The 23107-nt window shown below is 57.9% G+C and carries 27 protein-coding genes; 6 read left to right on the plus strand and 21 right to left on the minus strand.

Going from position 1 to position 23107, the window contains the following annotated elements; genetic code table 11:
• The first annotated feature begins 3 nt into the window (after positions 1-3).
• Complete coding sequence (locus tag K6U75_06040) at positions 4-1260, plus strand: aminotransferase class III-fold pyridoxal phosphate-dependent enzyme (protein MCL6474596.1); 1257 nt, start codon at positions 4-6, stop codon at positions 1258-1260.
• Here the strand turns inward: K6U75_06040 and K6U75_06045 are convergent.
• The 12 genes from K6U75_06045 to efp form a co-directional block, all read right to left on the minus strand.
• Complete coding sequence (locus K6U75_06045) at positions 1246-1875, minus strand: haloacid dehalogenase (GenBank protein ID MCL6474597.1); 630 nt, start codon at positions 1873-1875, stop codon at positions 1246-1248. The two genes, K6U75_06040 and K6U75_06045, sit on opposite strands and share 15 nt — an antisense overlap.
• A gap of 4 nt (positions 1876-1879) precedes the next feature.
• A complete protein-coding gene (locus K6U75_06050) occupies positions 1880-2305 on the minus strand; it encodes a HEPN domain-containing protein (protein MCL6474598.1) in 426 nt (141 codons plus the stop codon).
• Positions 2305-2655, minus strand: a complete 351-nt coding sequence (locus K6U75_06055) for a nucleotidyltransferase domain-containing protein (protein ID MCL6474599.1) — start codon at positions 2653-2655, stop codon at positions 2305-2307. Before K6U75_06055 ends, K6U75_06050 begins: the two co-directional genes overlap by 1 nt.
• Positions 2656-2675: 20 nt before the next feature.
• Positions 2676-3281 (minus strand): thymidine kinase, encoded by a 606-nt coding sequence (locus K6U75_06060; protein ID MCL6474600.1) that lies wholly within the window; start codon positions 3279-3281, stop codon positions 2676-2678.
• A gap of 46 nt (positions 3282-3327) precedes the next feature.
• Positions 3328-4218, minus strand: coding sequence for a polyprenyl synthetase family protein (locus tag K6U75_06065; GenBank protein ID MCL6474601.1), 891 nt, complete (start codon positions 4216-4218; stop codon positions 3328-3330).
• Between the two features lie 2 nt (positions 4219-4220).
• Complete coding sequence (folD, locus tag K6U75_06070; GenBank protein MCL6474602.1) at positions 4221-5081, minus strand: bifunctional methylenetetrahydrofolate dehydrogenase/methenyltetrahydrofolate cyclohydrolase FolD; 861 nt, start codon at positions 5079-5081, stop codon at positions 4221-4223.
• Positions 5078-5521, minus strand: a complete 444-nt coding sequence (gene nusB / locus K6U75_06075; GenBank protein ID MCL6474603.1) for a transcription antitermination factor NusB — start codon at positions 5519-5521, stop codon at positions 5078-5080. Before nusB ends, folD begins: the two co-directional genes overlap by 4 nt.
• Positions 5522-5533: 12 nt before the next feature.
• Positions 5534-6889: an acetyl-CoA carboxylase biotin carboxylase subunit gene (gene accC, locus K6U75_06080; GenBank protein ID MCL6474604.1), complete on the minus strand. Its 1356-nt coding sequence runs from the start codon at positions 6887-6889 to the stop codon at positions 5534-5536.
• 2 nt (positions 6890-6891) lie between these two features.
• Positions 6892-7251, minus strand: a complete 360-nt coding sequence (locus K6U75_06085) for a hypothetical protein (protein MCL6474605.1) — start codon at positions 7249-7251, stop codon at positions 6892-6894.
• Complete coding sequence (locus tag K6U75_06090; GenBank protein ID MCL6474606.1) at positions 7235-7663, minus strand: acetyl-CoA carboxylase, biotin carboxyl carrier protein; 429 nt, start codon at positions 7661-7663, stop codon at positions 7235-7237. Before K6U75_06090 ends, K6U75_06085 begins: the two co-directional genes overlap by 17 nt.
• Before the next feature lie 3 nt (positions 7664-7666).
• Positions 7667-8734, minus strand: coding sequence for a hypothetical protein (locus K6U75_06095; protein ID MCL6474607.1), 1068 nt, complete (start codon positions 8732-8734; stop codon positions 7667-7669).
• Positions 8735-8806: 72 nt separating this feature from the next.
• Entirely contained in the window at positions 8807-9373 is a 567-nt protein-coding gene (gene efp, locus K6U75_06100; GenBank protein MCL6474608.1) for an elongation factor P, read from the minus strand.
• Between the two features lie 229 nt (positions 9374-9602).
• On the opposite strand from efp, the gene K6U75_06105 reads away from it, so the two are divergent.
• The 5 genes from K6U75_06105 to K6U75_06125 all read left to right on the plus strand — a co-directional run bounded on the left by K6U75_06105 (position 9603) and on the right by K6U75_06125 (position 14520).
• Positions 9603-10586, plus strand: coding sequence for an exo-alpha-sialidase (locus K6U75_06105; protein ID MCL6474609.1), 984 nt, complete (start codon positions 9603-9605; stop codon positions 10584-10586).
• A gap of 422 nt (positions 10587-11008) precedes the next feature.
• On the plus strand, positions 11009-13327 hold the full coding sequence (locus K6U75_06110; GenBank protein MCL6474610.1) for a glycoside hydrolase family 2: 2319 nt from the start codon (positions 11009-11011) through the stop codon (positions 13325-13327).
• Between the two features lie 36 nt (positions 13328-13363).
• Entirely contained in the window at positions 13364-13624 is a 261-nt protein-coding gene (locus K6U75_06115; GenBank protein MCL6474611.1) for a metal-sensitive transcriptional regulator, read from the plus strand.
• A 63-nt stretch (positions 13625-13687) separates the two neighbouring features.
• On the plus strand, positions 13688-14113 hold the full coding sequence (locus tag K6U75_06120; GenBank protein MCL6474612.1) for an OsmC family protein: 426 nt from the start codon (positions 13688-13690) through the stop codon (positions 14111-14113).
• 2 nt (positions 14114-14115) lie between these two features.
• Positions 14116-14520 carry a DUF302 domain-containing protein gene (locus K6U75_06125; protein ID MCL6474613.1) on the plus strand — a complete coding sequence of 135 codons (405 nt, stop codon included), beginning with the start codon at positions 14116-14118 and terminating at the stop codon, positions 14518-14520.
• Here the strand turns inward: K6U75_06125 and lipB are convergent.
• From lipB to K6U75_06170, 9 genes are all read right to left on the minus strand, one after another.
• Positions 14468-15148 carry a lipoyl(octanoyl) transferase LipB gene (gene lipB / locus K6U75_06130; protein ID MCL6474614.1) on the minus strand — a complete coding sequence of 227 codons (681 nt, stop codon included), beginning with the start codon at positions 15146-15148 and terminating at the stop codon, positions 14468-14470. The two genes, K6U75_06125 and lipB, sit on opposite strands and share 53 nt — an antisense overlap.
• A gap of 8 nt (positions 15149-15156) precedes the next feature.
• Positions 15157-15492: a hypothetical protein gene (locus K6U75_06135; protein ID MCL6474615.1), complete on the minus strand. Its 336-nt coding sequence runs from the start codon at positions 15490-15492 to the stop codon at positions 15157-15159.
• 11 nt (positions 15493-15503) lie between these two features.
• Positions 15504-16373 carry a carbohydrate ABC transporter permease gene (locus K6U75_06140; protein MCL6474616.1) on the minus strand — a complete coding sequence of 290 codons (870 nt, stop codon included), beginning with the start codon at positions 16371-16373 and terminating at the stop codon, positions 15504-15506.
• A gap of 14 nt (positions 16374-16387) precedes the next feature.
• On the minus strand, positions 16388-17287 hold the full coding sequence (locus K6U75_06145; GenBank protein ID MCL6474617.1) for a sugar ABC transporter permease: 900 nt from the start codon (positions 17285-17287) through the stop codon (positions 16388-16390).
• On the minus strand, positions 17287-18597 hold the full coding sequence (locus tag K6U75_06150) for an ABC transporter substrate-binding protein (GenBank protein ID MCL6474618.1): 1311 nt from the start codon (positions 18595-18597) through the stop codon (positions 17287-17289). The genes K6U75_06145 and K6U75_06150 overlap by 1 nt, the downstream gene beginning before the upstream one ends.
• A 38-nt stretch (positions 18598-18635) precedes the next feature.
• Entirely contained in the window at positions 18636-19157 is a 522-nt protein-coding gene (locus K6U75_06155) for a hypothetical protein (protein ID MCL6474619.1), read from the minus strand.
• 15 nt (positions 19158-19172) lie between these two features.
• On the minus strand, positions 19173-20243 hold the full coding sequence (locus K6U75_06160) for a M42 family metallopeptidase (GenBank protein MCL6474620.1): 1071 nt from the start codon (positions 20241-20243) through the stop codon (positions 19173-19175).
• A gap of 327 nt (positions 20244-20570) precedes the next feature.
• Positions 20571-22226, minus strand: coding sequence for a GNAT family N-acetyltransferase (locus K6U75_06165; GenBank protein ID MCL6474621.1), 1656 nt, complete (start codon positions 22224-22226; stop codon positions 20571-20573).
• Positions 22216-23100: a hypothetical protein gene (locus K6U75_06170; protein MCL6474622.1), complete on the minus strand. Its 885-nt coding sequence runs from the start codon at positions 23098-23100 to the stop codon at positions 22216-22218. The genes K6U75_06165 and K6U75_06170 overlap by 11 nt, the downstream gene beginning before the upstream one ends.
• Positions 23101-23107 lie beyond the last annotated feature (7 nt).

The following is a 23107-nucleotide window of genomic DNA, read 5'->3' on the forward strand; positions in this document are numbered from 1 at the left end:
AGCATGACAGACATTCTCGAGCAGACCTACGAGAAGTACATGCAGTACGTTAACCCGGGACTGGCACAGCTGATGAAGTTCGCCGATTTCGGCGTGGAGATGCGTGCCGAGGGGATGTATGTGTATGACCATACCGGGCGTGCTTATCTGGATTTTCTGGGGGGCTATGGTACCTTTGCGCTGGGGCATCGCCATCCGCGAGTGGTAGAAGCGGTGAAAGCGCAGCTCGACAGAATGCCGCTATCCAGCAAGGTGTTCTTCAGTGCTCTGGTGGCGGATTTTTGCGAGGCGCTGGCGAAGGTACTGCCTGGCGACTTACAATACAGTTTCCTCTGCAACAGCGGCACCGAGGCGGTGGAGGGCGCGCTCAAAATCGCCCGCAAATACACGGGCAAGCATAAGTTCATCGCCACGGTGGGGGGCTATCACGGCAAAAGCATGGGGTCTCTGAGCGCGACAGGACGCGAGCAGTACCGGCAACCGTTTTATCCGCTGGTGCCGGGTTTTGTGCATGTGCCGTTTGGCGATGCAGATGCTGTCGCCCGTGAAATGGACGAGGATACCGCAGGCATTATCGTCGAGCCGATTCAGGGCGAAGGGGGCATCTTCCTTCCGCCGGATGACTATTTGCCGAAATTGCGCCAGCTGTGCGATGAACGCGCGGCGTTGCTGATTGTGGATGAGGTGCAGACCGGGCTGGGGCGTACGGGCAGTATGTTTGCGGTGCAGCACTGGGGGGTACAGCCAGACATTATCACACTGGCGAAGGCCCTGGGGGGCGGAGTGCTACCGTCTGGAGCGTTCTCCTCGACGCCCCAAATCTGGGAACGCTCTTTTGGCGATAACCCGCTGATTCACACCAGCACCTTCGGGGGGAACCCGCTGGCGTGTGCGGCTGGAATCGCCACGTTGCAGGTATTGCAGGAGGAGAACCTGCCTGCCCGCGCCGCAGAGCGCGGCGAACAGCTGCTGCGCGGGTTGAACGCGGTTCAACAGGAATACCCCGACGTGGTGACGCAGGTGCGTGGGAAGGGGCTGATGGTGGGTGTGGAGTTCGGCAACGAGGATGTGGCGAAACTGGTCATTGGCGGGATGACGCGACGCGGGGTTATCGCCGCGTACACACTGAACAACCCGCGCGTCATCCGGTTCGAGCCGCCGCTGATTGTCTCGGCGGAGCAGGTCGATACGGCGGTGTCTGTGTTTGCCGAGTCGGTGGACGAGTCGGTGAAGGGACTGAAGGCATTAGGATTGCTGTGAATCCTGCCGTAAAGCCTCCTCCAGCTCGCGCTGGATGGCGGTGATGGTCACGTCGCCGCGGGTGCGTTCCAGCACGGCACGAAGGGCATCCACGCTGCGGCGCAGCCCACCCGTCAGCGCGTCAGGGTAATCGAAGGTCACCAGCATGTAGTAAATATCGTCCATTTCGGCAAGCAGTTTTTCCGCTCGGGCGGTGTCGCCGTTTCGCAGCAGGTCTAAAATGTGCCTTCGGCACTCGCTGGCGGCCTCGCACAGCGCGTTTAGATAGGCAGGTACTTCGATGTTCAGTTCGGTAAAGGAGGGCAACGGCTGCCCCTGCACCAGTGCGAGCAGCAGGCTGGCTTCGGCGTACTCTTTGAGCGCGTCCTGTGCATAGCCCGCATAATAGATGTCCGGGTGGTTTTCGCGCAAGGCGATAATCTCCGCCGCCCGCTGAGCAGCTTCCTGAAGCCCCCGCTGGGCGTTCTCAAACTCGTGGCGATGGATACTGCGTACGGTAGTGGCGGAGAGACGGATAAGATCGCGCGACTGACGCAGTGCTTCCTCGCGCACCGCGTCCTTGATGTCCAGAACGGCGCGTATCGTTCCTGAGAGGGTCTGGAGATGGCTGTTCATCTTGTCAAGTATCCACCTCTGTGGCACCGTGGTAGGGTTCTGAATCTTTAACTTGCAAAGTCTTCTCGATATTCTCTATGAAGCGACGAGCTTGTTCCTGAAGTTCCAGCATTTCGGCATCTCCAACCCCTAGTAAGCCAGCGTAGTCGCCCTGATGGCGCAGGTCAAACAATTTGCGGTAGAATTTGCCCATTTCTCGTGGCAGCCTTGCAGGCTTGATCCAGTGCTGGTCGAATAGCGAAATCACCCCTGTGTGTTTGGACGAAGAAATTCCTTCCGACAGCAGAAGTGCGCTAACGGCATAAAAACAAGCGTAGTACAACCTGTTCATCGCTCCGAAGCGGTAGCCTGATTGCGAAAGGACTGCCGCTTCGGCTAACGTTTCCTTCGCACGGTCTATCAATGTATAGCAAGCCTGTTGTTGATCCATTACTCTATGACGATACCTTCCCGTGAGACATTGTGCCAGAACGGATGTTGCCAGCAGCGCAGTCGCTCCCATTCAACCACGTCAAGGAAAAGTATCGATAGCACAAGGTTGTGCGTCAACTCGATGTCGTAAATCTCTGCGCGCACCATGTCACGTAGAGCCGGCGGCAGGGGTTGAGGTGTCAGGACAATCAGGTCGTAGTCCGACTCGGGAGTACGGCTCCCCCGCGCCGTGCTACCATACAGTATCAGCCGAGCGTGGGGAATATGCCGTAGGATAGTGCGGTACACCTCTTGTAGCCATGCTATTTCGTCGGCGTTAAGTGTCTTCGCATCTATCAGGCTTATCATTGTTACTCCTTCCCAAGCGTTCAAAACAGGCTCTCTTGCTGCTCCACGATTTGTGGTGTGGAGACAGGGCGTTTATTGCGTCGGTGTCCATTGCGCGGGGCGTGGAGCACTTTGTGGCATCGTCGGCAGCGCGCCTCGTATCGCTCCGCCGCGCCAATGAGAATGGTCGGCTCGTCCCACGAGGCAGGGCGTCCATCCACCAGACGCTGTGTTTTGCTGGCAGGTTGTCCGCATCGGGCACAGATGGCGCGCAGCTTAATCACCTCATCTGCCAGAGCCAGAAGGATGGGCATAAAACCGAACGGCTGACCGCGAAAGTCCTGGTCCAGCCCCGCCGCGATGACCGTCCTGCCCTCGTTTGCCCAGCGGTCGCACAATGCCACTATGCCTTCGTCGAAGAACTGCACTTCCTCGATAGCGATGACCTCTGTATCGGCTTCCACCAGTCGCTCCAAATCCGCGCTGGATGAAACGGGTATTGCCTCGAACCGCACGCCGTTATGTGTGGCGATAGCCGCGCTGTCCCATCGGTTGTCCAGTGCGGATTTGAACACCTGTACTTTTTTGCGCGCGTACAGGGCACGGCGCACCTGACGTATCAACTCCTCCGACTTACCTGCGAACATGCTTCCGGTAATCACAATCAATGTGCCAGCCGGCTTCGGCACTTTGCTATCCCTCCCGTTCTACCATGAGGTGGGCAATGGCCCGCAACGGCTCTGCCTTTTCGCCAAGGGGTCTCAGCGCTTCCACAGCTTCTTTCACCAGTTGATGTGCCCGCTGGCGCGAGGCTTCCACACCATAAAGCGCCGGGTATGTGGCTTTGCCTCGCTCGGCATCGGTTCCCACCGCTTTGCCGGTCTTGCCCGGGTCGCCGGTCACGTTCAGCAGGTCGTCAGCGATTTGAAATGCCAGCCCTGCGAGTTCCCCGTAACAGCTCAGGGCGTCTATCTGCCCCTGTTCAGCCCCGGCGAGAATCGCTCCAGACACCACTGAAGCGCGAATGAGAGCAGCCGTTTTGTGGCGGTGGATATACTCCAGAGTTTCGGCATCTACCGGCTTTCTCTCCGATTCGATATCAACCATCTGCCCGCCGACCATGCCGCGCGTGCCTGAGGCTTCGGCAATCACCTGCAGCGCGCGCACGACGCGCTCCGCGGGGGCAGTCTCCACGTTTCGCGCCACCAGTTCAAAGGCGGTAGCAAACAGCGCGTCCCCGGCAAGAATCGCCACCGCTTCGCCAAATTGCACGTGACAGGTTGGTCGCCCGCGGCGAAGGGTGTCGTTGTCAATGGCGGGCAGGTCGTCATGTATCAGCGAGAAGGTATGGATGAGCTCTATCGCGCAAGCGGTGGGTAACACCACGTCCGCCGTCCCCCCGACAGCCTCTGCACCGGCGATGACCAGCACCGGACGCAACCGCTTTCCGCCGGACATGGTGCTGTAACGCATGGCGCGATGCAACACCTGAGGACGCGTATCCTCGTCCGGCAGATAGCGGTGCAGCGCGCTATCTACTAGGCGAACTCGTTGCTGAAGGTACTGCTGGAGGTCAAACGGCATCTTTATCCTGCCTCCAGTCTCATTTCTGCCGCGCGGACGGTGTTGGAAAGCAACATGGCGATGGTCATAGGTCCGACACCACCCGGCACAGGGGTGATATATGACGCCACCTGTGACGCCGATTCGAAGTGCACATCGCCCACATCGCCACTGCGACCCTCTACGCGGTTGTACCCGGCATCCACGACCACCGCGCCCGGGCGTATCATGTCGCCTGTAATCAGTTCCGCTCTGCCGCACGCCGCAACCAGAATATCTGCCTCGCGGGTAAGGGAGGGTAAATCTCGCGTGCGGGTATGGCATACGGTGACGGTCGCGTTGCGCAGCAGCAGCAGCAGGGCAAGCGGCTTGCCCAGAATGATGCTTCGTCCCACAACCACTGCCCGCTGCCCTTCGATGGGGAGATGATACCGGTCCAGCAGCTCCACGATGCCCAGCGGTGTACACGAGATGAACTTCGCCACGCCCGCTACCAGTGCGCCCAGCGAAGCCGGCGAGATGCCATCCACATCCTTGTCCGGAGACAGGCGGCTAAGCAGGCGTATCTCGTCCAGGTGCTTCGGCACAGGATGCTGCACGAGAATGCCATGCACGTGATGGTCGTCGTTCAGCCGAGCGATGAGGTCCTCCGCCTCTTGCTGTGTTGTGGCGGCAGGCAGGGCAAAGGTTTCGGACTCGACGCCGATGCTTCGGCACGCTTTCGCTTTCATGCGTACGTAAGTGTGAGATGCCGGGTCATCGCCGATGAGAACAACGCTCAGCTTCGGCACGATACCTGCCTCGCGCAGCTTCTGCACGCGCGGCTTGAGTTCCTCTCGAATCTGTGCAGCGGTGGCTGCACCATCTAAAAGGGTTGCGCTCACCGGTACTCCTCCAGATGTTTCAATACGCTCGCCAAAACACCGTTGACGAATTTGCCGGACTCGTCCGAGTTATACTTCTTCGCCAGTTCTACCGCCTCACTGATGACCACACCGGGTGGCGTTTCGGGATGATGCAGCAGCTCGTATATCGCCAGACGAAGCACGTTGCGGTCGGGAGCAGGCTGACGTTCGGGTGGCCAGCCAATAGCGAACCGGGCGATGATGGAGTCGATCCTTTGCAGGTTCTGCAGAGTGCCAGAAGCCAGTTCGTAGGCAAACCGCTGTCCCTCTTCGTCGATGGGCATATGCTCTATCGCAAAGGCAAAGCATTCGTCCAGCGGCATCTGTGCAATATCCACCTGATACAGCAGGCGCAAAGCCAGTTCCCTTGCCATGCGACGGGTACCGGCAGTATGTTTTCGCAATGTAGAACTGCTCATGTTCGCTCTCCCTCACTCCGTACCGTTTCGCAGGTATCGGCGCAGGAACTGAGTAGACACGTTCCCCTTTTGATACTCCGGGTGGTCGATGATGCGCTTCAGGAAAGGCAGATTGGTTTTGACACCCTCCACCCGTGTCTCTTCCAGTGCTCGCTTCATACGTGCTATCGCGGACGGTCTATCTTCAGCCCACACGATAATCTTGGCGAGCAGGGAGTCGTAGTAGGGGGGTATGACATAGCCCGGGTACAGGTGGGTGTCCACGCGCACGCCCGGTCCCCCCGGCAGTACCAGATGCGTGATCTTGCCCACGCAGGGGGCAAAATCGTTGTCAGGGTCCTCAGCGGTGAGGCGACACTCTATGGAGTGTCCACGCCACTGCACGTCACGTTGAGACAGATGCAACCGTTCTTTTGCGGCGATACGTATCTGCTCGCGCACGATGTCCACCCCGGTGATTTGCTCGGTAACGGGATGTTCCACCTGAATGCGCGTGTTCATTTCGATAAAGTAGAAGTTGCCTTTGCTGTCCAGAAGAAATTCTACCGTACCTGCGTTGACGTAACCAACCGCCTTCGCCGCGCGTACCGCCGCTTCACCCATCTTCTGGCGAAGGGCGGGAGCCACCACAGAAGCCGGAGCTTCTTCTACCATTTTTTGACGTCGCGCGGTTTGAATAGAACATTCGCGCTCACCCAGATGGATGACGTTGCCATAGGAATCGGCAAGCACCTGCACCTCTACGTGGCGCGGGTCAGGGATGAACTTTTCCACGTATACCTCTGGCGAACCAAATGCCGCCAGAGCCTCACTCTGTGCCAGCTGCAGGACGCGAGATAGCTCTTCGGCGTTCTCGGCCAGACGGATGCCTTTGCCTCCGCCGCCAGCTACAGCTTTCACCAGTACGGGATAGCCAATACGCTGTGCCTGCTTGAGCGCTTCCTGTTCGCTGCGCACCGCGCCGTGTGTGCCGGGCACGACAGGTACCTTGGCGTGGCGCACGATTTCACGTGCGACTGCTTTATCCCCCATTTTCTCGATAGCAGATGGTGGCGGACCGATGAACACCAGTCCGCTCGCTTCACACGCCTCAGCGAAGCTGGCGCGTTCCGAGAGGTAGCCATAGCCCGGATGGATGGCTTCTGCGCCGGTGATGATGGCTGCCATAATCACGTTGGGGATGTTCAGGTAGCTGTCTTTACCCGGCCCGGGACCGATACACACAGCCTCATCAGCCGCCTGCACGTGCAGGCTATCCGCGTCCGCTTCGGAATACACAGCTACGGTAGCTATGCCGAGTTCCTTACACGCGCGAATAATGCGCAACGCAATCTCGCCTCTATTGGCTATCAGTATCTTCTGGAACATGCTCAAAATCCCTCATGCGACGGAGTCAGGCACTGCACGCGCCCGGTTTGGGGATCGTACCAGTAAGGTTGTTTGCTCACCGGGCAGTCAAGCATCTCTGCAGGTAGTCGCAGCTCCTGCAATGAAGCCGGAAGGGGTTCTTCCCCCGTGGGACGGGACATGCGGATGGAAAGGCGAATCTGCTGTAGATTGTTCCGGCATTGAACCGCGAGCGCGGCGTTCTCGGGGGTTTTACGTGGTTGCCCCGACGGTTCCATGCCCCTGCCCGTATACTTTGGCAACAACCAGATGGCGAGTATGAGCAGCAGCGCGAGCACTATCAGTATCTCTATCAGGCTCCATGCTTCACGCGCTCGTTTCATCGTCGCTCTCCTCCACGATGCGGTACAGGGGCTGCCCGTACTCGACGGCTACTCCCCCTTCCACACACACTTCCACCACACGACCGTCTGCGGGGCTTCGCACTTCGTTCATCAACCCCATGGCTTTAATCATGCATACGACCTCATTCTTCTTCACCTTATCGCCCACCTGTAGCGGTTTGGGACGGGGCTGGAAGAAACCGACCAGCGGGGAGCGTACCCACACAGACGGAGGTTCAGCAGGCAGTTGAACTTGCTCTGCTTCTGGTTCAGGGCTGGTTGGAACAGCCACAGCCACCTGCCGCCTCGCGCGCAGCCTCCAGCCGTTCGTCTCCACCTCCAGTTCGCTGGCATCGCTCTGATGGAGCAGTTCCAGTAATCTTTCAATCCGTTCTAACTCGGTTTGTACCATCGGTTACACCTTCAGCTGGAAGATGAAGTACTCTACGACGCGCAGTACGTAGCTCACGAAGATGACCGCGATGATGCCTATCATCATCCACGTTACGAACTCGGAAGAGCGCGCCAGAGATTCAATCTTCATATATTGCACCTCGCCAGAAGAGGGCAAAAAAGCGAACCGCGCGACGAAGTTATCTACCGTGCGCAACACCTGGAAGAGAATCTGCTGAGCCTGTTGTGCGTAATGAACCACGATGGCAACCGCAGCCACGATTACGATGGGGGCGATAACCTGATACTTCTGCTGTTGCCGGTAGTTGTAGATGATACAGTTGCGGCAACGCTCCTGTTTCTCTTCCTTGGAGAGATGCCGGTTGTACGGAATGAAGCGCACGTTTTGGCGGGGGTCGGGACTGGGCGCGCCCTTACCCTCTAAAGCCTGAAGGATGACGCGCTCCTCGCACATACAGCCGACGCCTTCACGCCAGCAGGCACGTCGCGCGTGATAAATAGGACAGTTTTTGCGGATGCTTGGGCGACAGAAGGGCAGCTGCCAGCAGTATCCGAGAAACCGGTTGGTCGGCTGGCTCTCTCTGGCGACGTTCGCGCCATACTGCAGATTCGCGCGGTTGAACATCTCACGGAAGTACCCGGATGTTACCCGCACCCAAACATCCAGCACAGCGAAGATAATGCCGGGCACCAGACACAATATGCCTGCCTGCTGGAAGGATGTCACAATCACAGGTAAAAGGGTGGGTTCTCGTCCGGTCTGAGGGGCGAGATGAATGATGCCCAGAGGGACGCCTAAAGCCAGCAAAGCAGCGAGCAAGAGAAAGAGGTATCCAATGGTCGTTTCGCGGAGATAGAGTAGGGTAAAGCTGGCTGCAGCGACGGCTGTGGCTGTAAGCAGTGCCCGACCGGCAAGGTGTATGTTCTGCTCCACGCGCAGACGCTCTGCGGCAGGCAGGGTTGCCCACGACGTTGCCATGCCTGAGAAGACGCCCCAGAGCAGGTAGGCAGCTGCTAGCACAGCGCCCGCCGTCGCAACAATACCTGCCAGCTGCAGCAGGTCTTCCATCAGCTCGGCTCCTTTACGGGCATGAAAGGAACGCCCCGGGCGTCCCATAAGCTCGCCCCCTTTCGTCCGGGTCTACTGCGTTTTCACGCGCTCAAGATACTGGTCGGTGCGTGTATCCACTTTGATTATGTCGCCCACATTGATATGGAACGGCACGCGCACCACCGCACCAGTCTCTAGTGTAGCGGGCTTGGAGCCTCCAGAGGCGGTATCACCTCGTACGCCGGGGTCCGTTTCTACCACCTGCAGTTCTACAAACCAGGGCATCTCCACGCCGACCACGCGCCCCTCGTGCATCAGTACTGTTACCTCCATATTCTCTTTGAGGTACTTGATGCCTTCACCGAACTGCTCACGGCGCACCATAATCTGGTCGTACGTGTCCATGTCCATCAGGTAGTACTCATCGTCCTGGTTATAGAGGAACTGCATGGGCTTGCGCTCGAGGAACGCCTGCTCCATGCGTTCACCGGCACGGAAGGTCTTATCCAGCACAGCGCCGGTACGCACATTCTTCAGCTTGGTGCGCACAAATGCTCCGCCTTTGCCGGGTTTGACATGCATGAACTCGATGATGGTGTAGATGTCGCCATCTACGATGATATGTAGACCGTTGCGGAAGTCGCTGGTGTCTATCAAGAAAACAAACCTCCTGTCTTGCTTGAAGTCCCTAAGCAGTATATCAAAGGGCGCGAGCGGATGTCAATCTACCAGGGGTGCTCGATACGCCCGCCGAATGCCCTTTGGAAGATGAGCCTCTTGGTTGAATCCCCAGTAGCACAGAGGCTACCTACTGCCGGACAGCGCAGGAAAACATTCCGCGGAGACGAATCCCCAAGCAACGAACGGAACGAGGGGAGGGAAACGTGTGCTGCTGCTTCTGGTTGCTGTCGCGCTGGTTCAGCCTGCGCTGAAAGTCGGTGTCATCGCCGATGATTTGGTAGACTACTCCACGTGGGCAAAGCCGTATGCTTCCGAATGGACGGGGGAGAAGATTGCCAGCCTCCTTCGGGAGGAAGGGTTCGAAGTTCACCTGCTCACCCGAGAGCAGCTCAATCTCGCCGGTCTGCAGCAGTTTGGTGCCGTTCTGATTGCCACCGACCACACTTACCCTGAGATTGGCGCGTGGGGTGGCCCGGTGGCTCAGGCTCTGGTAGAATATGTGAGGAGCGGCGGGATCTACGTGATGCCGATTGGCGTCCCGCACTTCATTGCCAAAGACATCCAGACTGGTCGGTTGGATTCCGACCATTGGGCGGATTTCTTTGACTTACGTGCGTCCACCGCGCAAGGCGTGCTTCCGCTTCGATTGACAAAACAAGGAAGAGCCATTGACCTACCCGACCCTCAGCATTTGAACGTTCCGCCTATTCGCCAGATTCTGCCCGAGCGGAGCGCAGTGCTGGTATGGAGTAGTAATTATGTCCCGTGTCTGGTCGCGGTGCCTTTTGGAAGCGGCTGGTTGATCCACTGGGGCGCAGGAGAAAAGATGGATGCCTCCGTCCGCGATTACTGGATTCGCGCTGCAGGCAAGACCATCCGCGCGGCAAAAGCGGGACGATTGAGAGCGGTACCTCCTGCAGAACTCATGCGTGAGGAGGGGCTGGAAGGCAAGTCACTGGACGACCTGGACCGCGAACTGTTTGCACCAGCACCATCGCCTCTGTCAGGGACGCCGGCAGTCACGGTGCGGTTGTCACCGGACGCAGAACGTTCCACACAGTCCTCTCGCAAGGTTCTGTCTCTGGACGGCGCGTGTCAGATGCTGGGATTGCCGAAGGGCAGGGGCGATGAACGGATGCTGTTGCAGGGCAAGGGGTGGGAGGATGCCATCTCTGCGGAGACACCCTGACAGATGCGCTTTTGGTTATGCAGCATCGGGATGCATTCTTTTGCCGTACCTATTTATCGTAACAGTATGTTTGTCATCAATAGGCGTCCTGTATGCGTTAACGGCACTAACTGGGCAGCGGTAGACGCCTTCTCGCGGCTGAGTGCGCATCGCTATCGCCTTCTCCTGACGCTGGTACACCGCGCACGCATCCACATATTGCCCTCACGGGGGGAGGGCTAGTCGCAACGCGACCTTTCCTGACCTCTGCCACGGGGGGCTATCCTGATGTGGCAGGAGTTCCTGCTCACATGGCAAAACATCGATGCTAACAGGCTTGCTCGTGGTAACGGAAAAGATGCGTACACACTGGAATCAGGTTACGGGTGTGGTTTACTACAAGCTGACCGACGTATGGGATTAACAACCAGAGGAGGGAAAACATGCAGCGAATAGACCTGAACGGCGAGTGGCACTTGAGTTACCGTCCTCAGCTACAGAGACACATCAGTCTTCACGCCGTAGACTTTAGCAAAATGCCTGTTGTGCCCGCATGCGTGCCCGGCAACGTGGAGCTGGATTTGATACGGGCTGGCATGTTGCCTGAGCTGTCTGTGGGGAACAACATCTACCGCCTGAGAGAGTATGAGACCTGCGAGTGGTGGTATCGCAGGCGTTTCGATGCCCCTGGTATTCCTGACGGTCATACTGCCGAGCTGGTCTTCGATGGGCTCGATTGCCTTGCCGAAGTGTGGTTAAACGGCACGTTCGTGGGTGAGGCGTCGAACATGTTGATCCCGCACCGCTTTGAGGTGACCAGCGCATTGAAGTCTGGTGAAAACGAGATTGTGGTCAGGATACGTTCAGCGGTGCTGGAGGGGCGAGAGCGTATACCTGCGCCTTTCGAGAGCGCATCGCCCTGTGGTTTCGAGTCGCTGGCTGTTCGCAAAGCCCCTCACATGTACGGCTGGGACATCATGCCGCGCGTGGTGACGGCAGGCATCTGGCGAGACGTGTATGTACGATTTCTGCCACCGACTCGCTGGCGTTCAGTCTACTGGGCCACAACCGCCGTGGATGCGCAACGCGGTTCGGCAGTGGTCTTTGTGGACTGGGACTTTATCACCGATGAGCATTGCATCGACGACTGGCAGGTGCGTCTGCGCCTGTCCCGCGATGGAGAGACGGTGCATGAGAGCCTTCATCCCGTATTCCACACACACGGGCGGGCGTGGTTACACCTTCAGAGTGTACACCTGTGGTGGCCAAGAGGCTATGGAGAACCGGTGCTATACGATGCGGCTGCAGACCTGCTGGATGCACGGGGCAATGTGCTGGACACGCATCGCTGTCGGATCGGTCTGCGCACGGCGAAGCTGGAATACACAGAGGTTACCACTCCCGAGAATCCCGGAGAGTTCGTGTTCGTGGTCAACGGCGTGAAGGTGTTCGCGAAGGGAACAAACTGGGTTCCGCTGGACGCCTTCCACAGCCGCGACGTGCAACACCTGAAGCCCACCTTCGATATGCTGGTCGACCTGAACTGCAATATGGTGCGCTGCTGGGGCGGTAACGTTTACGAGCCCGACGCCTTCTTCGACCTGTGCGACGAGCATGGGGTCATGGTCTGGCAGGATTTCGCCTTTGCCTGCGCCATCTATCCCGACGAGATTATCCCCGCTGCACGGCAGGAGGCGGAAGAGGTAGTCCACCGTTTGCGCAACCATCCCAGTCTGGTTCTCTGGTGCGGCAACAATGAGATCGACCATACCTACTTCTGGACAGGTATGGGCATCGACCCCAATACGGACAAAATCAGCCGTCAGGTGCATGCCGAGGTCGTTCGGCGGCTGGACCCGTTCCGTTCGTATCTCCCCAGTTCTCCCTATGTCAGTCCCGAAGCGATGCGTCGCGGTGGAGATGCCAATCTCACCCCGGAGCAACACCTGTGGGGACCACGTGACGATTTTAAGGGACCTAACTACACCCGCTCGCTGGCGCATTTCGTCAGTGAAATCGGCTATCATGGATGTCCGGACAGGCGCAGTCTGGAGCAGATGATGGAGCCTGAACACCTGTGGCCCTGGCAGGACAACGACCAGTGGCTAACCCATGCTGTTCGCCCGCTGCCTCAAATGACTGATTACAACTACCGCATCCCGCTGATGGCAAAACAGATTGCGGTGCTTTTTGACAATGTGCCTGATAATCTGGACGACTTTATCCTCGCGTCGCAGATCAGTCAGGCTGAGGCGCTCAAGTTTTTTATCGAACGCTGGCGGCAACGCAAATGGCGCACGACGGGTATCCTGTGGTGGAATCTGCGGGACGGTTGGCCCATTATCTCGGATGCCATCGTGGATTACTACTACCGAAAGAAGCTCGCCTATGTGTATATCCAGCGGGTGCAGACAGACGTGTGCGCCATGCTCAGTGAGCCTGAGAATGGGGTTCACACGCTGATTGTGGTCAATGATACCCTGAATCCCGTAGACGGAGAGGTAGAAGTGACCGACGCGGATAGCGGAAATCAGCTGCTGCGCGTTGCGTTCACTGTGGAGCCGAACGGTAAATCGGTAACAGGTAGTATCCCACAGGTGCGTCAACCGGCGCTGTGGCTCATCCGCTGGAGTATCTCGGGAGGCGGGGCTTTCCTCAATCACTACCTTGCTGGCAATCGTCCGTTACCGCTCGATCAGTATCGTCGCTGGCTAAACTTGCTGCAAATCCCGGAGGATATCGGCTCTGTATGGAGAAAGTAAAGGATACCATATACCGGTAGGAGGTATATACCAGCGATGGATTCACGGAACGAGCCGTTGCCGTCGCAAGTGATTGACCGTCTGAAGCGCATCGAAGGACAGGTGCGCGGCTTGCAGCGCATGGTGAGGGAAGGGCGCGCGCCTGCAGAGGTTATCTATCAGATGGCGGCAGTGAAGTCGGCTCTTGAGCAAGCGGCTTTGCACTACCTGCAGTGGGATGCTCAGCGCCATGATGCGCCAGACAGGACAGCCCGCTCTGTACGGGAGACGCTAGACCTGATTGCGAAGCTGCTGTGAACAGCGAATCTGCCTCACTATCTGACGTATCTAACATGGTGAAACACACGAGGAGGAGACGGTATGACCGAGATCAAGACACGCTGGATAGATGGCTTGCAGTTTCTGAGTATCTCATCAGGGGGACACCCGCTGGTGATGGACGTTTCGCCCGATGGCGGTGGGCGAGGCGAGGGCATCGGCCCTATGGAGCTGTTATTGCACGCACTGGCGGGTTGCACTGGAGTAGACGTGGTCAGCATCCTGCAAAAGAAGAGGCAACCACTGAAAGGGCTTGAGATAAAAGTGCGAGGCGAGAGACGACAGGAGTATCCACGGGTCTACTCTCAGATTGAGATAGAGTACGTCTTCAGGGGCAAAGGTCTCGATCCCACTGCGTTAGAGCAAGCCATTAAGCTGTCGGAAGACAAATACTGCAGCGTTCAAGCTCACCTGGCAGCCTTTGCGCAGGTTCGCAGCAGCTACCGGATTATCGAGGAGGAAGAGTAAGCATGGCTATCGAGCAGACTTCAGTCGGGTTGCGGATAACGGTATCCCTGCCCTACTCAGATGCAGTAGAGAAGACCGTTGCCGCTCTCAAGACAGAGGGGTTTGGTGTGTTGACCACCATCGACGTCAAGCAGACGATGCGAGAGAAACTGGGGGAGGAGTACCGTCCCTATATTATTCTGGGTGCGTGTAACCCACCGCTGGCGCACCGCGCCCTCAGTACAACACCAGAGGTGGGGTTGCTGTTACCATGCAATGTCGTAGTGTACGAAGCAGAAGGCGGCTGCGTGGTTTCGGCGATGGACCCCACTTCCGCCATGCAGATGGTTTCGCATCCCGAGCTGGAGGCGGTGGCTAAAGAGGTGCGGGCGAAGCTGGAGCGAGTGCTGCAACAGGTTGCAGGTTAAAGACCTGCGCGAACGCATGTATCACGGGTGGCATTACCGCTTCAAGGGTTACGCCTTGTTCCAGAAGGGACTGGATGGAGGTAACCCCTTTATCGTGAATACCGCACGGCACAATCAGTCCGAAGTGGCTCAGGTTCGGGTGCACGTTCAGGGCGAAACCATGCATGGTCACCCAGTGACTTACCTTGATGCCCATCGCTGCTATTTTCTCATCGCCAACCCACACGCCTGTGAACCCTGGCTTGCGGTGTGCTTCAATCCCAAAGTGGCGCAGGGCAACGATAATCGCCTCTTCCAGCCTGCGCAGATAGAGGTGGACATCCCTGCCGTGCTCACGTAAGTCCATAATGGGATAACCCACCAGCTGACCGGGGCCGTGGTAGGTAACATCTCCGCCTCTATCCGTTTCCACTACCTGAATGCCCATGTGGAGCAGTTTCTCTGGTGGTACGAGCAGATGTTCGGCGTGGGAAGCGCGCCCCAGCGTAATAACCGGCGGGCGGTGTTCCAGAAGCAACAGGGTGTCGGGGATGGCTCCCTCCCGCCGTTGCCGGACGAGTTCACGTTGCAGTTCCCATGCCGCGGCGTAGTCTATGCTACCCAGCCAGCGAACGTGCAAGACCGACATGTGTTTGCTCACCAGAGAGATTGTACCCTCCCGCCCCCGTCGTTGCGAAGGCGCGCTGAGTGTTGCACACCGAAGGCGGACGGCTGGGTGTCGTGCGGCGATTTCATCGGTTGTGCGGAGCCGACGACAGCGGGCACTGTCAGTCCGGTGATGTGATTCAGCTGGGCAATAGCCGCTACGTCCGGGTCGCCGTCGAACTTCGGCGGCGGGCGATCGATAACGATGCCACGCAGGTCGATCTTACCCTGTAGAGCCAGTGCGTAAATGACCGCCAGGTCAAAATGGTCGTCCGGGTCGTTATGCGGGCGGAAGAGGTCGGTCTGATGGAACAACGGGGCTGCCATTCACGTGCCTCCTATCCCTTGATTCCTGTCAGCGTGATGCCTTCGATAAACAGCCGCTGGGTGAAGAAGAACACCACCATCAGCGGCAGAGTGACCACTGTCGCCGCAGCCATGAGCAGGTTCCACTCGGAGCTGTGTCGTCCGACGAAGGTCTGTAGCCCTACCGCCAGCGTGTAGGTGCTCTCGTCGGTCAGATACACCAGCGGGTTGATGAAGTCCGTCCACGCGCCGATGAAGGCAAACAAAGCCACCGTCGCCAATGCAGGCACCGAGAGCGGTACGATAATCTGCCAGAAGATTCGCCACTCGGAACAGCCGTCGATGCGCGCCGCATCGGACAGCTCCCGCGGGATGGTGAGGAAGAACTGGCGCAACAGGAAGATGGCGAACGCACTGCCGAAGAAGGGAGGTACCACCAGAGGCAGGTATGTTCCCGTCCAGCCGATGGTGCGGAACATGACAAACACGGGCAGCATGGTGACCTGCGCGGGGAGCATGATGGTTGCCAGCATAATCAGAAAGAGTGTGTCGCGCCCTTTCCAGCGTAGTCGGGCGAAGCCGTACGCCGGCAGGGCAGAAGATATCACCGTGCCCACTACCACCAGTGCACACACGAACAACGTATTGCGCAGGTAGAGCAGGAAGGGAAAAGACTGCAGCGCGTCCGCATAGTTCTGCCACCGAACGGGGTTGGGTATCCATTCGATGGTCTCGGTGAAGATGCGGTCTTCGGTTTTCAGCGAAGTGGAAACCATCATCGCAAAAGGCGCCAGGAAGGCGAGACTGAGCGCAATCAGTATCAAGTAGACCGCCGTGACAGCAATCCGCCTGCGCCATACTCTGGAATGCCTCCAGGGTGCCATCTGCCTTTTTGTCGTCATCGTCTTCGTTGCCATCAGTTTCTCTCCCCCTCGTAGTAGACCCATCGTGCGGATGTTCGGAACACAATCAGCGTGGCAATGAGCGTCAGGATGAACAAGATCCATGCCATCGCGCACGCGTATCCCATGCGAAAATCGCGGAAGGCGTTGTAGAAGAGGTACAGCGCGTAGAACAGCGTGGAGTTCTGCGGTCCGCCCTGCGTCATAATGAATGTCTGTGTGAAGTACTGGAACGTCCAGATAACGCCCATAATGAGGTTATAAAAAATAACGGGCGAAATCATCGGCAGGGTCACGTGGATAGTCTTGTGCCACGATCCCGCGCCGTCAATCTCCGCCGCTTCGTAAAGGTGCGCCGGTACGTTTTGCAAGCTGGCTAAATAAATAACCACGCTGCCGCCTACCGCCCACAAATCCATCATGATAAAGGCGGGCTTAGCCCATTTGGGGTCGGCGAGCCAGCCGGGAGGCTGCAACCCAAACGGGGCGAGTAGCGACGTTAACACCGCGTTCAACAGCCCATACTGCGGGTTCAATACCCACAGCCACAGTACCGCCACCGCCACCACCGGCATAATGGATGGCAGGTAGTAAATGGTACGGAAAACGCCGATACCGGGTATCTTGTGATTGAGCAGGAGCGCCATCGTTAGCCCGATGATGAGCGCAAGCGGCAGCTCTATCAACATGAACAGCGTGTTCCAGAGTGAGGGTAGGAAATAGTCGCGGTCGGTCAGCAGTGCGGCGTAATTCGCCAGTCCCACCCACTTTGGCGGGGTGAGCACACGGTAGTCGCAGAAGCTGTAGTACAGCGACGCCAGTATCGGGTACAGGGTGAACACGAAGAACCCTGCCAGCCACGGTGAGACAAAGAGCCAGCCTTGCAGATTATGCTGACGTTTGACCATGTGCATCACCTCCGCCAGAACAGCATCTCACGGTACACCCGCTTTTGCACATCGCGCAGCGCCTGGGCGGGTGTTTTGGTTCCGTATCGCACGAAATCCGCTGCACTGTAAATCTCGTACTGGTACAGCCCGGTGATCGGGGTGGGGGGAAAATGGCGTGCATTCGGGCTGTTAGCCACGTCCATGAACACGGCGAAGGCGCGTTTCCATGGCTCGCCCTCGCGCAGGCTACGCTCTTTTCGCGCTTCCAGAATATTCGGCACGCCATGCATAGTGCTGGCGAAAAGCACCTGTGCCTCCACGGTTTGCGTCCAGCGCAGAAACTCCCACGCCTCTTTGGGGTGCTTGCAGTTCACCGGGATGCAGAAGATGTTGCCGCCGAGCCATGTGGGGTTTTTCTGCTCGGGATACTGGTCGGGATAGGGGATCGGAGCTGCGCCGTAGCGCACCTTTGGACCGTAGCGCTGGAACCAGTAGGGGTTCCATTGCCCGTTAATCATCATCGCCACCTTGCCCACCAGGAAAGGATTGTTGATGCCCATCTCTTGCCCGAAACCTGCCTGAAACGCATTGACCTCTTCTGCGCCGCCCTGTACCTCGATCAGCTTCCTGTACCACTCTAACGCCTCAACGTTACGCGGGTGGTCGGCGGTGGGCATTCCGGTCTTCGGGTCGATAAACTGCCCCCCAAACGCGGAGATAATGATGAGCGGGTCGGGCGGCATCATGCCGATGCGCACAATGCGCCCGTTCGCGTCGCGCCTGGTGAGTTTTCGAGCGTATTCCAACAGCTCGCTCAACGTTTTGGGGGGACGCTCGGGGTCCAGTCCCGCCTCCCGAAAAGCATCCTTGTTCCACAGAAGGGCGAAGCAGTCCATCAGGTAAATCATCGCATAGAGCTTGCCGTTATAGCGGCACTGCGAAAGCGAGCCGGGCGCGTAGTCCGACTCCTTCAGCCCGGACTGCTTGAAGAATTCGTCCAGGCAGAGCAGCGCACCGTTTCCCGCCAGCGAGCCCAGATAGCCAGGGTCGCGCAAGGTGAATATTTCAGGCGGGTCGTTGGCGACGATGGCGCGGATAATCTTGGTATCCTCCACCGCTGCGAGATTATGCACCTGAATGTGCGGGTGCCTGCGGTTGAACTCGTCCACCACCACCTGAAACGCCTCCGCCTCGTCGCCACCCCACATGGTCCACGCCCGCAAGTGAACGACGCCCGCTTCCTGCTGCCTTCTCTGGCACGCCGGTAAGACGAGTATCGCGATACCTATGTTGATGGCGAGTAACAGCCTGTTTATGCGCATAATTGACGGCAAATAAAACCTCCTGCGTCCGTAATCACTCATTAAGTCCACTACCTTTGTTCGGATGGCACCTGCGCAGGGGCATTCGAACCATCGCGTCCTCTCCACTGCGAGGTGCTCAGAACCTGTCCGTTTTTCAGCATGATTACCGGTATCTTCTGGTTCATCACCGTATGGTGGTTACATTGCAGCAACGGTGCGGTTTCCGGGCTGTTCGGCTGGGGCTGAAAGTACTGGTAACTCACCGGCTTACCGGAGGTATCCGCAGGGCACTTCAGTTTACCCGCCTCCGCCAGGTAGCGAGGTACCAGCTCGTTCAGGTTCTTTGGATACTTTCCATTGTTGCGCTGGCGGTAGCGACCTATCGCGGCGTAAATCTCCTGCAAGTTCTGCTGGCACTGGGCGATTTGCACGCCAGTGGACATTGCCTGTTTGAACTCGGGACGGCGTGAAACAACGACAAGCAGTACAACCATCCCGACTATCACCAGGGCGATTGCCCCCAGACACGACAGTAAGCCTACTGTCCAGCAGCTCATGCCCCGGCGGGTGGGTATTTCTGGCGGTATCATGCGCGCATCCCTCGCTCATCCCATTGGAGTCCAGTTAATGTCTGCATGGAGCTTGAGCGTGAACTCCGCCAACAGGCGCACCGTGTTCTCCAGGTCTCCCAGATGCAGCAGCTCACACGGTGTGTGCATGTAGCGTATCGGCACCGACACCAGTCCGGTTGCCACGCCCGAGCGCGATAGCTGGATGGCATCGTTATCGGTGCCGGTGCGCCCGCCTGCAACCTCTATCTGATAAGGTATCTCTTTTTCGATTGCCGTGTCCACCAGCATCTCGAAGACCAGCGGGTTGATATGTGAGCCGCGGCAGATGACGGGACCTTTAGAGATAGCCTGGTCACCATGTTTCTTCTTGTCCACGCCCGGGTAGTCGATGCTGTGACCCACGTCCACCGTCACTGCCACCTGCGGGTCTATCTCGTAGGCGATGGTACGCGCCCCGCGTAGCCCCACTTCCTCCTGCACCGTCGAGACCGCATACACAGCTGCTTTGATCTCGGAGCGTTTTTCGCTCAGCAGGCGCAACGCCTCTGCCACCACGAAGCAACCCATCTTGTTGTCGAAGCCGCGCGCGGTGACAAAATCTCCCAGCAGGGGCTGAAGGTCGTATACGTACGTGATGGGGTCTCCCAGGCGTACGCGCTCCTCCGCCTCTTTTTTGCTGGTTGCACCGATGTCTATCCACAGGTCGCTGAGCTCGGGCTTCTTGCGCCGTTCCTCTTCGCTGAGCAGGTGCACCGCTTTGCGCCCGATGATGCCCAGGACCGGACCTTGCTTCGTATGGATATGTACCCGGTGTCCCACCGGCACAATGGAATCGTGCCCTCCAACCGGTGAGAAATAGATGAAGCCCTCATCGCTGATGTAGTGGACAACAAAGCCAATCTCATCCACATGCCCGGAGAGCATCACGCGCGGATAACCCTCTGGATTAATCACCGCGTAGCTGTTGCCCAGTACGTCGGTATGCACTTCATCCGCGAAACGCCCGGCGTATTCACGGAACACCGCCTGTGCCTTCTGCTCGTAACCCGAAGGGCTTGGCGTGTTGACTATCTGCTTGAGAAACTCGAAGGACTCTTCTCTCATAGAAACCTCCTCTTTAGAATGCGATTTTTGTCATCAAAAGCACAGAAAGGCAATTTATGCTCCGTCGGAATTACCCTGTTGCAAGACTCTTATAGAGCTTATCATGTAAAGCGACATCATCTGCCATCCTGAGCGAAGTATTGTCATTCTGAACGAAGTGAAGAATCTCATAAACCCTTCGCTGAAGCTCAGGGTGACAAGACGTGAGATGCTTCGCTTACGCTCAGCATGACAGGAAATTGTCTCTAAGAAAGCATGTTTGGCTCCGTGCTCGTCGCAACTGCGTAACTCCCAGCTCCAATAACGGTCCGTACATGCTCGTTCCTTTCACCGGCGTATCTGCTGAAGCACTCTGTCCCAGCGCTCCCGCATCTCCTCATTGTAGACGTACGGCTCCCAGCCCAGTGACAGGTAGGTCGCAATCGCGGGCAAACGCCAGTCGTCCGTCAGCAGGTATATCTGTTGATAGCCTCGCTGTATCAACAGGCGCACCACCGCAGCGGTAACCACCTTGCCCAGCCCCTTGCCCTTATGGGCGGGGTCGGCAGCCACCCAGTCCAGCACGCCCCCGTTGGGATGCTGTTCATTCGGGGAGTGGTTCGCCATTGCCGTTGCGACCAGGTCGCCTGTGGCAATATGCTCCACCACAAAGAAGCCGCCGGGCAGTACGTTGCGCATGAAGCGCTGCACGTCAGCGACCGTCCAGTGTTCCGCAAAGCCCACCCTGCGCATCAGGGCAAGGTATTTCTCTTCTTCGCCCGCACGGATGTTGCGCAGGCGATAGCCATCCGGTATCGGCGGTTCCGGCAGGGACGCGAAGCGGTGCGGGGGATAGACCATCTGCAACTGCGGTTTGGGTTCAGCGTCTGTGCCCCACACCCGCGAATCGGGTACCTCCACCCATCCTCCGCCTTGCGCGATGGAAATCTGGCTCATCAAGCCGGGCAGGGTCATATCCAGCGCGTAGTGCACGTCCACAGCGGGCGGTCGCTCGCCCCGTATCGCGGCGATGAAATCCGCCAGCACGAAATAGTCGCCTCCACCGTGCCCGGTGCGTCGCGCCAGCTCCTCCTGACGCCTCCAGTCTTCCGGCAGGAACTGGTCTTCCAGTTCATGCAAGGGCAGCCATGTGTTCATATCCGGGCAGAGGCTACGCAGCCACACGCGGTCTTGCTCGCCAGGCGCCCGCGCCGATTCGTAACAGCCGTCGGTGCCTTGCAGTTGATACACGTTCATCGCGTGCGGACGGTCGGACAGCATATCCAGACGCAGCTTCACCAGCCCGCCGGAACGCATCTTGCACAGGGTAATGGTGGTGTCCTCGTTCTCGTATAGTTCACCGCGGCGGTCGCGGTAGTGGTGTCCGCTGCCCGCGCAGCACACCGAAACCACCCGGTCGCCCGGCATCCACTCCAGAATGGGACCGATGCTGTGTGTCGGGTAGGTATTGCCGTTGATGCCCGTCTGCCACCTGCGTCGCCATGGGGTGAGTTCGTTCAGCTCTTTGAGTTCATGGATGTATTCACCTTCGGCATAGTAGGTGGTACCGAAGAGTCCGCGTCGCACCAGCTCTTTCACCAGCACAATGGGCTTGGCGTAGATGTAGTTCTCCGCCATCATGTACACGGCATTGCTCTCTCGTACCGCCTGCACCAGCTGTTTACATTCCTCCAATGAGACCGCAGCGGGCACTTCACTGAGTACATGGATATCGTGTCGGAGCGCGGCGATGGACTGCGGGGCGTGCAGGGGCATCGGGGTCGCGACAATCACCGCGTCGATGTCCGCCTTCTCCAGCATCTGCTCATAGTCGGTGAAGGTTTGCTGTGCTCCTGTTATCTCGGCGACGCGTCGCGCACGCGCTTCGTCCACATCACAGACTGCCTCCATCTTCACGCCAGGTATCGCATCGCAGGCGGACTTAAAGCTGGCTCCGCGCCCTCCTGCACCCACAATGCCCAGACGAACCGTATTACCTGCCATCTTTTGCCCCCTTTGTACGAGTAACACCTGCCAGTGGGTGGACGCGTACCACTTGCCACACCGTGTCCTGTATCTTTTTCACCAACGCGGCATCTTGGACGCCGTATGGCTGCGCCGAGAACCGCGTCGGCGGCTGCCGATACAGCGTGGCGAAAAAGGTGCACCCCACGATGTAGGAACCAACGTCGTTCAGGTGGATTTCGTCCGCGTAGACCTGTGCAATGTCGGTGTAGCCCGGTACCTCACCGCGTTTCATTTTGCGATGCAGCTCCAGCATGACATCGCCAACGGGAACCAGAAATAATCTGCTCCGCATGGCGGGATACATCTGTCGGAGACGTTGCAGCAACTTTTCGAAGTAGTCTCTGGTCTCATACGAGTTGTCCCAGCCACCAGTATATTTCCTTAGCCATTTTGCCTCATAGTCCACACTGCCGTCCTCGTTTTTGCGAGGCCATCTGGAGTAAATGTACACGGTCACCCGCGGACTTTTGGTCAGCGCAAGGTCAATGAATCGCTTTGCCGTGTGCAGGTCACTATCTTCGCTCCCTTCCAATAACCTGTCGAAAGGCTGCAGAGTGAGCACATCCCATTCGTAGCCTGACAACGCCGTCGGATAGTAGCCGAACGGCTGTTCCATGAAGCCGCTGTCCGGGTGGTCCCAAATCCATGACAGCGGTGCGCCGGGAATCATGTGTCTGCCAAAGATGTAGGTATGCCCTGCGGACTGAGCGGCTTTCTGAAACGCAGGGTAGCGGATGGTATCAGTGACACTGTTGCCAATGTGATACACGCGCAACGTGTCTCCCACCAAGGGTGGACACGCCATAATACACGCGCATACTGCCACAATGGTAACGCTGAACCTATTCATAATTCCC

This window comes from Bacillota bacterium (genome assembly GCA_023511455.1).
Taxonomy (GTDB): domain Bacteria; phylum Armatimonadota; class HRBIN16; order HRBIN16; family HRBIN16; genus HRBIN16.